5 protein-coding genes are annotated in these 11990 nt (G+C 36.6%); all 5 read left to right on the forward strand.

All coding sequences use genetic code 11. From position 1 onward, the window contains the following. Positions 1-5 precede the first annotated feature (5 nt). The 5 genes from ACNH59_RS10790 (at position 6) to ACNH59_RS10810 (ending at position 11986) form a co-directional block, all read left to right on the forward strand. Positions 6-3368, forward strand: coding sequence for a glycosyl hydrolase (locus tag ACNH59_RS10790; protein WP_418262556.1), 3363 nt, complete (start codon positions 6-8; stop codon positions 3366-3368). 9 nt (positions 3369-3377) lie between these two features. Beyond that, positions 3378-6863 (forward strand): glycosyl hydrolase, encoded by a 3486-nt coding sequence (locus ACNH59_RS10795; RefSeq protein ID WP_418262557.1) that lies wholly within the window; start codon positions 3378-3380, stop codon positions 6861-6863. Positions 6864-6904: 41 nt separating this feature from the next. Beyond that, on the forward strand, positions 6905-8422 hold the full coding sequence (locus ACNH59_RS10800) for a sulfatase (RefSeq protein WP_418262558.1): 1518 nt from the start codon (positions 6905-6907) through the stop codon (positions 8420-8422). A gap of 334 nt (positions 8423-8756) precedes the next feature. Further along, positions 8757-9806 carry an L-rhamnose/proton symporter RhaT gene (gene rhaT / locus ACNH59_RS10805; protein ID WP_418262559.1) on the forward strand — a complete coding sequence of 350 codons (1050 nt, stop codon included), beginning with the start codon at positions 8757-8759 and terminating at the stop codon, positions 9804-9806. 38 nt (positions 9807-9844) lie between these two features. Then, positions 9845-11986, forward strand: a complete 2142-nt coding sequence (locus ACNH59_RS10810; protein WP_418262560.1) for a bifunctional aldolase/short-chain dehydrogenase — start codon at positions 9845-9847, stop codon at positions 11984-11986. Positions 11987-11990 lie beyond the last annotated feature (4 nt).

Consider the following 11990-nt stretch of genomic DNA (forward strand, 5'->3'; position numbering starts at 1 on the left):
ACATAATGAAAAAATACTTCTTATTACTACTAACAGTTTTCTTCTTAGTGGTAGTTCAAGCACAAAATGTACCCAATACAAAGCTTGAAAATAATTTTATAATTCCTCCAAAAGAGAGTAAACCACGTACTTGGTACCATATCAACAGTAGTAATGCCTCTAAAGAAGGTTTTACCAAAGACTTAAAAGCCATAAAAGAAGCTGGGATTGGTGGTGTTTTGGTTTTTAATGTTTCTATGGGTTTGCCAGAAGGCGATGTAATATACAATTCACAAGAACATCGAGATATTTTGACACATGCTGCAAAAGAGTGTGAAAAACTTGGATTGAGTTTTGGTGTACACAATTGTGACGGTTGGACTTCTAGTGGTGGTCCTTGGATCAAACCCGAAAACGCTATGAAAGTAGTGGTTAATAGTGAATTAATGGTTAAAGGTGGTAAAAATATAAAAGTAAAATTACCACAACCCTCTACTAGACACAATTTTTACAAAGACATTGCGGTTGTAGCTTATCCATCTTTAGAAACCGAATTAATAGACGCAAATTTAAAACCTATTATCACTTCTTCTAGTCCAAAATTTGATACAAAATTAGCTACAGACAAACAAACTAAAACCTTTGCCGACTTGAAAGCAAAAGATTGGGTGCAATATGATTTTGGAAAACCACAGACCATTCGCTCTATGTCGGTTTTTATTAACCAACGCAAAGGAAAACTAACGTTATTAAAATCAGACGACGGTATTAATTTTACTTTGGTTCACACACCAAATGAAGAGCGTATAGGCAAAGACGAATGTTATTTTCAAGAACCTTTTGATGCTGTTACAGCTCGTTATTTTAGAATAGTGACCGACTTGGATTGTGGGATTTATGAAATGAGTCTTTCAGCCAATCAATCACTAGGCAATGCTCTAGAATTTACGTCTTATCGAAGAAACAAACGCCCAATAGGTAAACCAGATGCAAATGCTTATATCAAAAAATCGGATATCATTGTTTTGACAGACAAAATGGATGCTTCGGGTGTTTTAAAAACAACTTTACCCGAAGGCAATTGGACCATTATGCGTTTTGGTTTTACGGCTTCTGGTGCTACAAACGAACCCGCATCTGAAGAAGGTACAGGACTTGAAGTAGATAAATTTAGTCGTGAAGCCTTAAAAATTCATTACGATGCTTTTGCTGGAAAACTAATCAAACAAGCCAAAAAAGATGCGCCAAATGCACTGCAATACGTAGAAATTGATAGTTATGAGGTAGGACCACAAAACTGGACAGACAATTTAGAAGGCATTTTTAAAGAAAAATATAAATACGATTTTGTACCGTTTTTACCACTTTTTGCAGGTAAGTATATTGAAAGTACCGAAACTGTTGAAGATGTTTTTTGGGATATGCAACGTTTGGTAAGTGATTTAATGGTTACTAATTATTTTGATTATTTTACAGAATTGTGTCATAATGATGGTTTAATATCCTACATAGAACCCTATGGTTTTGTAGGCCCATTTAATAGTTTGGATGCTGGTAGGAGTGCGGATATCCCGATGGGTGAATTTTGGTTAGGTAAAGACAATAATCATAAAATGGCACCCGTATCTTCTGGTCATATTTATGGAAAAAATGTCATTTCTGCAGAAGCCTTTACAAGTACCGAATTAAATTGGGCTTTTCATCCGGCCTTAGCCAAAGAAAAAGGCGATTATGAGTGGACAAACGGTATTAATGAATATATGTTTCACCGCTTTGCGCATCAATCGAATACACACGTAAAACCAGGTATGAGCATGAGTTTTGTGGGTTCTCATATTGACCGTACGCAAACTTGGTGGGAAAATGCTGGGTCAGAATGGTTCAAATACCTCGCTAGAGGATCTTATATGTTGAGGCAAGGAAACCCAGTATTGGATTTATTGGTTTTTGTGGGAGACAAAGCTCCTAATCATATCGTGAGTCCAACTCAGTTTAACCCCAAAATACCAACTGCTTACAAATACGATTGTGTCAATGCCGATGTAATTATCAATAGGCTAAAAGTAGAAAACAATCAATTAAAGTTACCTAATGGTATTACTTATAATGCCTTAGTATTGCCAAAAAATGATGTGATAACGCTTGCAACTTTAAGAGGAATTGCACAATTGGCTCAAAACGGAGCTGTCATAATTGGCGAAAAACCAAAAAAGTTAGGCGGTTATATCAAAACCAAAGCAATGCTAGAGGAGTTTGATGCATTGGTAAATACTATTTGGTCTAGTAAAAAAACATATAGCAAATACAATTGGGACACCATTTTTGAAGAAAACAATATCCAAAAAGATTTGATTGTTGAGGGGCAAGCTGATTTTAACTATTACCACAGACGTACAGATAAGGAAGATATATATTTTGTGTACAACCACAATCAAACCAAAGCAGAAACGCTTCATTGTAGTTTTTTAGTGGACGGAAAAATACCAGAACTTTGGAATAGTGAAACAGGGGAGATTACAAAATTAGCCGAATACAAACATGAAAACGGTAGAACTAATGTTTTAATTTCATTGAAACCACAAGAGTCTGTTTTTGTTGTTTTTAGAGAATCATCAGTAATATATTCAAAAGTAGTTTATCAAGAAAAAAATGAGTTACCAAAACCTGCATTTTCTGTCAATGAAAAAGATAAGCTTGTGATGCAGGTGTATAAAAATGGCAATTATAAAGCTTTTGTAAACAATTTAGAAGAATGGAATGTAAAAGTAATTGATATTCCTAATCCAATCGTAATAAAAGGAAATTGGATAATCGATTTTAGGGAAGAAGACAATTATAAAGCAAGCATCAAAACCGATTCGTTATTTGATTGGACTACCCACAAAGTTGATGAAATAAAGCATTATTCAGGAACGGCAATTTATACAACTACTTTTGATATAGAAAAAAAAGTACTCAAATCAGATAGAAAATTTGAACTCGATTTGGGAAATGTAAATGTTATTGCTAAGGTGATTTTGAACGGAAAAGAAATTGGTGTAAGTTGGTTATCTCCTTTTACTTTGGATGTGACTTCTGCATTGAAAAAAGGAAAAAACAAATTAGAAATTCAAATTACCAATCAATGGACCAATCGTTTAATTGGAGACGAAAAATTACCCAATCAAACGGGTTATGATGTTAGGAGAGGAAATACGGGTTTTGGAGACGAAAATTTTAGAGGAGATATGTATAAAATGCCAGAGTGGTATAGAAAGAACCAACCACTACCCGAAGGCCCAAGAAAAACCTTTAGCACCTATTCGTTTCAAAAAGCAAAAGACAAATTGCTTCCTTCAGGATTACTTGGGCCAGTTGTAATTAAAACCTCCAAAATTGTTGCCAAATAATATTTAATAATGAAAAAAAGCATCTTAGTACTCATTGTGTTTTTCTTTTTTAGCCAAGTGCAAGCGCAAAAAGTACCCAACACAACTCTTGCAAACGGATTTCAAAACCCACCCAATGCTGCCAAAGCCCGTACGTGGTGGCATTGGTTGAGTGGTAATGTTTCTAAAGCAGGTATTACTGCCGACTTAGAAGCCATGAAACAAGTAGGGATCCAAGAAGCGCAAATATTTAACGTGCATATTGATTTACCAAAAGGGGAGCTGAAATACGGTAGCCCGGAATGGTTGGACTTGTTTCATTTTGCAGCCACCGAAGCCAAACGCTTAGGCATGGAACTCGCTTTTCACAACAGTGCCGGTTGGTCTTCTAGCGGTGGGCCTTGGATTACGCCTGAAAATGCCATGCAAAAGGTTGTGTATGCTCAAATTGAAATTACAGGTGGTACAACGATTAAAAGAGAACTGCCAAAACCGGAATCAAAATTGAATTTTTATAAGGACATTAAGGTTTTGGCTTTCCCTAAACCTAAAGATGCTAAAAAAATAAAAGACATTGATTTTAAAAGTTTGTCAGGGCGTATTCGGAATCACTTATTGCCTGCTGTTCAAGAAATCACGACAGCTGCGATGATTGACAAAGCAAGTATTCTCGATATTAGCTCCAAAATGTCTCTTGATGGAGTTTTAAATTGGGACGCACCCAAAGGGGAATGGATTATCCTGCGTTTAGGGCATTCCCCAACAGGGAAAACCAATCATCCAGCCATTGATGGTGGGGTTGGTTTAGAATGTGATAAAATGAGCAAAAAAGCGGTAGATGCACATTGGAAAGGTGGCATACAACCCATTATTGATACATTGGGCGACTTAGTAGGGTCTACAGTAAATAATTGCATAATTGATAGTTATGAGGTAGGAACTACCAATTGGACAAGCGGTTTTGATGCCGAATTTGAAAAATTAAGAGGGTATAATATGGTGTCTTATCTGCCTACTTTGGCGGGTTATTATGTAGATAGTGCCGAAGTTAGTGAGCGTTTTTTATGGGATTTCCGTAGAACAATTGGTGATTTGATGGCGCAGAATTATTACAGTCATTTTGGAGATTTATGCCATAAAAACAACATGAATTTCTCGGTAGAACCTTATTGGGGACCCTTTGATAATATGCAAGTGGGAGCAACGGGCGATATTGTGATGTGTGAATTTTGGAGTGGCGGTTATCCGTTTTTTGATTCGCCTAAATTTGTTTCTTCTATTGCGCATTTGAGTGGGAAACATATTGTGGGAGCCGAATCTTTTACAGGGATCGGCGGATGGGATGAACATCCAGCAGTATTAAAATCGATTGGAGACCGTGCTTGGGCGGAAGGAATCAATCGGTTTATTTTTCATACTTATGTGCACCAACCTTGGAATGTAGGCCCGGGCTTGGCTTTGAGTTATCACGGAACCGATTTTAACCGTTTGAATACTTGGTGGACACAAAGTAAAAGTTATATGGATTACATTGCACGTTCGCAGTTTTTGCTTCAACAAGGGAAAAACGTGGCCGATGTATTGGTTTTTACAGGTGAATCTTCGCCCAATGATGCTTTTTTAATGCCCGAAATTAAGGCTATGGGATATGATTATGATTTAATTGGAGCCAATAAATTAAACGATATCAGGGTCGAAAACGGAAAATTGTACACCTCACATTCGGGTCCTTATGAAGTTTTGGTTTTAACCAATACTTCATGGATGAAGCCTGAAACCATTCAAATCGTAAATAAGTTAGTTCTTGCTGGTGCCAAAATAATTGGTAGTCAACCGCATAAATCGCCTTCGCTTCAAAATTATCCTGTTTGTGATGATGAAGTTGCTACTTTAGGTGTAAAACTTTGGGAGAAAGGTGCTATTCAAGACATTTCAGTGGTCGATTTTTTGAATAAAAAAACAATTCCAGTTGATTTTATTATCGAAAAAGGAGATGCTACCGATATTAATTTTAATCACAGAAAAATAGAGGATACTGATATTTATTTTGTGGCCAATGCCCAAAAAGAGTCGAGAGAAATAACAGCCAGTTTTAGAGCAAAAGACAAACAACCCGAAATTTGGAACGCTCAAACGGGGACAATAACGGAGCTCGCAGTATGGAAAAACAATCCAGATGGAACAGTGAGTATTCCGTTGACTTTAGAATCTGAGGGTGCTTTCTTTGTTGTTTTTAGAAAACCCATTAGTTCTAATATTAATTTGACCAATGTGTCTTGGAAACTAGATAATGTTCCATCTGAACCGCTTTCGAATCTAAAAATCATTAAAGCCAAATATGGTACTTTTTTGCAAGAAGGACTACTTGATATTACGGATAGAGTTCAAGCTGAATTAAAAGAAAACCAATTGGACTTTAGTGCTTCGAGACAATTTTGCGATTGCGATCCTGCTATGGGTTATGTCAAGGAATTTCGATTGGAATACCAATTAGGCGACAAAGTTGAACAAATTACGGCGGCCGAAAGAGAACAAGTTTTGATTAAAGGTGGTGATAAAGAATTGAAAGTCATCAGAGCTTTATTCGGGAAATTCAAACCTGAAACCAAAGGCGTACCCAAGAATTTTAAAACTTATGAGGTAACCGATAAAATAAATACGTTGGTAAACACAGGGAATAGAACAATTTTAGTTAACGATAAATTGATTGAAGGCAAAACAATTGATGGCGATAAGCGTTCGCTAAAAATTACCTTTTCAACCGATGGCGAAGAACGCACGCTCTTCATTCCCGAAGGGCAGTTATTAAATCTTAGTCAAGAAATTCCAAAACCAAAGGTGTTTACAGAGAATGGCAAACAGTATTTTAGTAGCCCGTTTTCTGGAACAATGACTTATACAAAAACTACAGGAGAACAAATTTCGACTAAAATTAAAAATGTTTATGAGCCAATTGTATTAACTGCCGATTGGAAGCTGCGTTTTCTTTTAAAAAATAAAGACGCATTAAATATAAAGTTGGATAAATTGATTTCTTGGCCTGAGTTTTCTAATCCAGAAATTCAGTATTTTTCGGGAACAGCAAGCTATAAGAATGAATTTGTAATTTCTAAAAAAATACTTCAAGGCAATAATTTATTAGAATTGGATTTGGGTAATGTGGCTGTGATTGCTGAGGTGATTATTAATGGCAAGAATGTTGCAACACTTTGGAAAGCACCGTTTAGAGTACCCATTTCTGATTTTGTCAAAAAAGGTAAAAACACAATTGAAGTAAGGGTGAACAACTTATGGCCAAATCAATTAATTGGTGACGAACAATTGCCTTTGGATTTTGAACGAAATAAAGAAGGAGTAAAAGAATTCCCGCAATGGTTGCTCAACAATACGGAACGACCAAGCAAGCGAACGACTTTTTCTTCGTGGAAACATTATAGTAAAGAAAGTCCATTATTACCATCAGGTTTGATTGGGCCTGTGCGCATTTACATAGCTGAGGTTAAGGTTTTGAATTAAAGTAAAAAAAATACGTATATAATATATTGAAAAAGACTAAAATGATAAATAGAAAATTAGCAGCTATAGCAATGCTTTTTACAATAAGTAGTACTGCATTAATAGCACAAAATAAATCGAATGTTACAGAAAACCCCAATGTGTTATTCATTGCGGTTGATGATTTGAATACTTGGTTGGGATGCCTAAATAATTATTCAAATACCAAAACACCCAACATTGACAGGCTGGCTGCAAGAGGAGTTTTATTCTCCAATGCGCATTGCCAAGCGCCTTTGTGTGGGCCTTCTAGAGCCTCTATTATGTCGGGTTTGCGTCCGTCATCAACGGGTATTTATGGGATGATTTCGGATGAGAAAATACGTTCCGAAAATCCTGCTACAAATGAGATTACTTTTCTTCCTGAATATTTTAAAAACAATGGGTATCATACTATGGGAATCGGAAAGCTTTTTCATGATTTTGCTCCCAAAGGCGTTTTTGATGAAGAAGGCGGAAGAGTAAAAGGCTTTGGCCCTTTGCCTGATAAACGTTTTGTTTGGGATGGTTTAGGCCCAGCAGACAAAACCAAATACGGACGCACTAGTACCGATTGGGGCGCTTTTCCTGAACAAGACGAACAAATGCCAGACCATCAATCTGTAAATTGGATTATGGAGCGTTTGGATAAAAAGTACAACAAACCTTTTTTTATGGGACTAGGATTTTTGCGTCCTCATGTGCCGCTCTATGTACCTCAAAAATGGTTTGATATGCATCCGTTGGAAGGCATTCAGGTCGCTCCTTATTTATCAGATGATTTGAAAGATGTGCCTCAAGTAGGATTGGATATCAATGATTTGCCGATGATGCCTTCTACCGAATGGGCGATTCAATCAGGCGAATGGAAGAAAATGATTCAAGCGTATTTGGCTTGTGTTAGTTTTGTTGATTATGAAATAGGTCGTGTATTAGATGCTTTGGATAAAAGTGAATATGCAACTAATACCATCATTGTTTTGTGGTCTGATCATGGCTACCGTTTGGGAGAAAAAGGAACTTTTGCCAAACATGGTTTATGGGATTCGGCTACCAAAGCACCTTTGTTATTTGTGGCACCAAATTTGCCCAAAGGTAAAGTAATTGACAGTCCAGCTGAAATGCTTTCTATCTATCCAACGCTTTTAGAGTTGTGTAGCCTACCTACTTACAGCCGAAACGAAGGAATTAGTTTGGTAGCAACAATGAAAAGTGATAAAGTCAATCATAAATCCTTTGCGCTCACTACTTATGGTGAAAATAATCATTCGGTTAACCAAGGAAGATTTAGATTTACACAATATGAAGACGGAGGACAAGAGTTGTACGATCATAAAATTGATCCTAACGAATTTACCAATTTGGCTAATTTTGCAGAGTATAAAAGCGAAATTAGAAAACTAAAAAAATACTTCCCTAAAACCAATGAAAAATGGGACAAGAATTCATCTTATACCTTCCAACCTTATTTTGTAAAACAAAAAGCGCAAAGCAATGGAGAGGAAGTCAAACCAGTGAATGTAATTGGAGCCGACCAGTAGTTATCTGATGTATTAAATCATTTTAGAACCATTTGGGTGAAATGGTTATTTTTTGGATGTTAGCATATATTTTGTCAGTCAGTCCCAAAATTTCGGGTACAGACTGACATTTTTTTGTCAATTTAGATTTAAATAAATTGAAATTCTGATTTTCATAAGACTAATGTTAATTTCAGCCAACGGTTTGTTAGATTTAATCACAATTGCTGGTGAAAATGTTTGTTATTATTTAAAAACACCTTTAAAACGATTTTATACAAACAGACCAGAACAGATATGTTTTTAGGATTCTGTTATTTTACATTTAAATATTTAACTAAACTTTATAATTTTTATGGAATCAATACTCGGTCTTCTTTTTCACTCCATCGGAGGATTTTCTTCAGGGAGTTTTTACATGCCTTTCAAAAAAGTCAAAGGATGGGCTTGGGAAAGTTATTGGATTGTAGGAGGTTTTTTCTCATGGTTAATAGTACCACCGATTGCGGCTTATTTAACGATTCCAAATTTTGTTGAAATTATTCAAGATGCTTTACCAGCGGTAAAAGCAGTTACTTATTTGATGGGATTAATCTGGGGTGTAGGAGGATTGACCTATGGTCTAGGTGTTCGTTACCTAGGGATGTCATTAGGAAACTCAATAACTTTAGGTTTTTGTTCCGCTTTTGGAGCCTTAGTGCCTTCTATATATTATAATTTTTACCCAACCGAAGGGAAGATTTCCTTTACCGATATGTTATCCACTACAGGAGGGCAATTAGTTTTATTTGGTGTATTTATCTGTATTATGGGTATTGCGGTTTCGGGAAAAGCCGGAATGCTGAAAGAAAAAGATTTCGCTACAGGTCACGAAGACAAAGACAAAGATTTCGACCTTGTGAAGGGATTGATTATTGCTACGATTTCAGGGATATTAAGTTCTTTTTTCAATTACGGAATCGAAGCAGGAAAACCAATGGCTGATGCGGCTGTTGAGTTAGGATCGAATCCGTTGTTTCAAAACAATGTGACCTATATCGTTTTGATGTGGGGAGGATTAACGACCAACTTTATCTGGTGTATGTTTTTAAACTTTAGAAATAGTACTTATTCTGACTATACCAACAAGCAAACACCAATTACTAAAAACGTTTTGTTTTCAGGCTTGGCAGGTACGATGTGGTTCTTACAATTTTTCTTTTACGGAATGGGGGAGAGCAAACTAGGAAATGGAGCAAGTTCATGGATTTTACACATGGCGACCATTATATTAACGGCCAATTTTTGGGGGTTCTATTTGAACGAATGGAAAGGCGTTTCGCAGAAAACCTTTAGAACTTTCCTTTTCGGAATCGGATTGATTCTGGCCTCGATTGTGTTAGTTGGAATTGGGAATTCACTATAAAAAACACCTTAATACAGTATTCATATAAAATTAAAACGATGTCAAATACAAATTCAAATACAATGACTTTTAAACATGTAAGCTACCTATGGGATGATGCTAAAGCTGCTGAACTAGCAGGAGATGAAGTAGCATTATTTATCTATCGCTCTAATTTATTAGGAGCCGATTTAAGATTAACAAACTACGGAGGAGGAAATACTTCTGTAAAAATTACGGACAAAGACCCATTAACAGGGGCTGAAACAGAAGTAATGTGGATTAAAGGTTCAGGTGGAGACATCGGTACATTGACAAAATCAGGTTGTGCAGCCCTTTATTTAGAAAGACTACGTAACTTAGAAAATGTATACAGAGGCATCGAATTTGAAGATGAGATGGTAGAATTGTTCAACCACTGTATTTTTGATTTAGCTTCCAAAGCACCTTCTATTGATACACCATTACACGGATTTTTACCATTTGCACACATTGATCACTTGCATCCAGATGCTGCTATTGCGATTGCAGCAGCCAAAGACGGAGCAAAAATCACCGAAGAATTATTCAACGGAGAGATTGGATGGGTAGGATGGCAACGTCCAGGTTTCGATTTAGGTTTGCAAATGCGTGCTTGCCTTGAAGAAGCTGAAAAGAAAGGGAAAAAATTAAAAGGAGTAATGTTGGGTTCTCATGGTTTGTTTACTTGGGGAGATACGGCTTACGAAAGTTATATCAACACGCTTGAGGTAATCGAGAAATGTGCTGAATTTTTAGAGTCAAACTACGGTAAAAAACGTGCTATTTTTGGAGGTCAAAAAATAGAAAGCCTAGAAGTAGAAGCTCGTAAATTACAAGCGGCTAAAGTAGCGCCAATCTTGAGAGGTTTCTGTTCTTCTGAACGTAAAATGATTGGTCACTATACAGATGATGCAAGAGTTTTAGAATTCATCAATTCAAATGATTTAGAGAAATTAGCACCTCTAGGAACTTCTTGTCCGGATCACTTTTTGAGAACTAAAATCAGTCCATTAGTAATCGAATTGGCACCAAACGAAGATTTATCAGATGTGGATGCTATCAAAGCCAAGTTAACCCCTGCTTTTGAGGCTTACCGTAAAATGTATGCTGATTATTACGATACTTGCAAAAAATCAAACTCACCAGCAATGCGTGATCCAAACCCAGTGGTTATTTTATACCCAGGAGTTGGTATGTTTACTTTTGCAAAAGACAAAACGATGGCTCGTTTGGCATCAGAATATTACATCAATGCGGTAAACGTAATGAAAGGTGCTGAAGCCGTTTCAGAATACACTTCATTGCCACGTCAAGAAGCATTTGATATCGAATACTGGTTGTTAGAAGAAGCAAAATTACAACGTATGCCAAAACCTAAAGCCTTATCAGGAAGAATCGCCTTGATTACCGGTTCTGCAGGAGGAATTGGAAAAGCTATCGCTAAGAAATTTGCTGAAGAAGGAGCTTGTGTAGTGATTAATGATATCAACGAAGAGCGTTTGAACGATGCTACAGCTGATTTTATCAAGACTTTTGGTAAAGATGCTATCTCCAGTACTTTGTTGAATGTAACCGATACCGATAGTACAGTTAGTGCATTAGATGCTGCTTGTTTAGCCTTTGGTGGAGCAGATATTATAGTAAACAACGCAGGAATTAGTATTTCAAAATCAATCGCTGAACATTCATTAGAGGAGTGGGATAGATTGTACGATATTTTAGTTAAAGGACAATTTATTGTTTCTAAAGCGGGTATTGAAGTAATGCGTAAACAAGGATTTGGTGGAGACATCGTAAACATCGTCTCTAAAAATGCAGTAGTGGCAGGACCAAACAATCCTGGATACGGATCGGCTAAAGCTGCTCAAGCACATTTAACTCGTTTGATGGCTGCAGAAGTAGGTGCTGATAAAATCCGTGTGAATACGGTAAACCCTGATGCTGTAATCTCTGATTCTAACATTTGGTCAGGTGGATGGGCTGAAGGACGTGCTAAAGCGTATGGTATTACTGTGGCTGAATTGCCAGCCTACTATGCCAAACGTACTTTATTAAATGAAATTATATTGCCAGACGATATTGCTAATGCATGTTATGCTTTTGTTGGAGGTTTATTAGGTAAATCTACAGGAAATGCACTTAATGTAGATGGTGGTGTATCTATGGGCTTTTATAGATAAGATT

Origin of the sequence: Flavobacterium faecale, assembly GCF_048320115.1 — a bacterium.
Lineage (GTDB): Bacteria > Bacteroidota > Bacteroidia > Flavobacteriales > Flavobacteriaceae > Flavobacterium > Flavobacterium faecale_A.

What these genes read in the sequence shown, in the direction of transcription:
- ACNH59_RS10810 (WP_418262560.1), top strand. Translation starts at nt 9,845, where the DNA reads ATGTCAAATACAAATTCAAATACAATGACTTTTAAACATGTAAGCTAC.
- ACNH59_RS10800 (WP_418262558.1), top strand. Translation starts at nt 6,905, where the DNA reads ATGATAAATAGAAAATTAGCAGCTATAGCAATGCTTTTTACAATAAGT.
- ACNH59_RS10795 (WP_418262557.1), top strand. Translation starts at nt 3,378, where the DNA reads ATGAAAAAAAGCATCTTAGTACTCATTGTGTTTTTCTTTTTTAGCCAA.
- rhaT (WP_418262559.1), top strand. Translation starts at nt 8,757, where the DNA reads ATGGAATCAATACTCGGTCTTCTTTTTCACTCCATCGGAGGATTTTCT.
- ACNH59_RS10790 (WP_418262556.1), top strand. Translation starts at nt 6, where the DNA reads ATGAAAAAATACTTCTTATTACTACTAACAGTTTTCTTCTTAGTGGTA.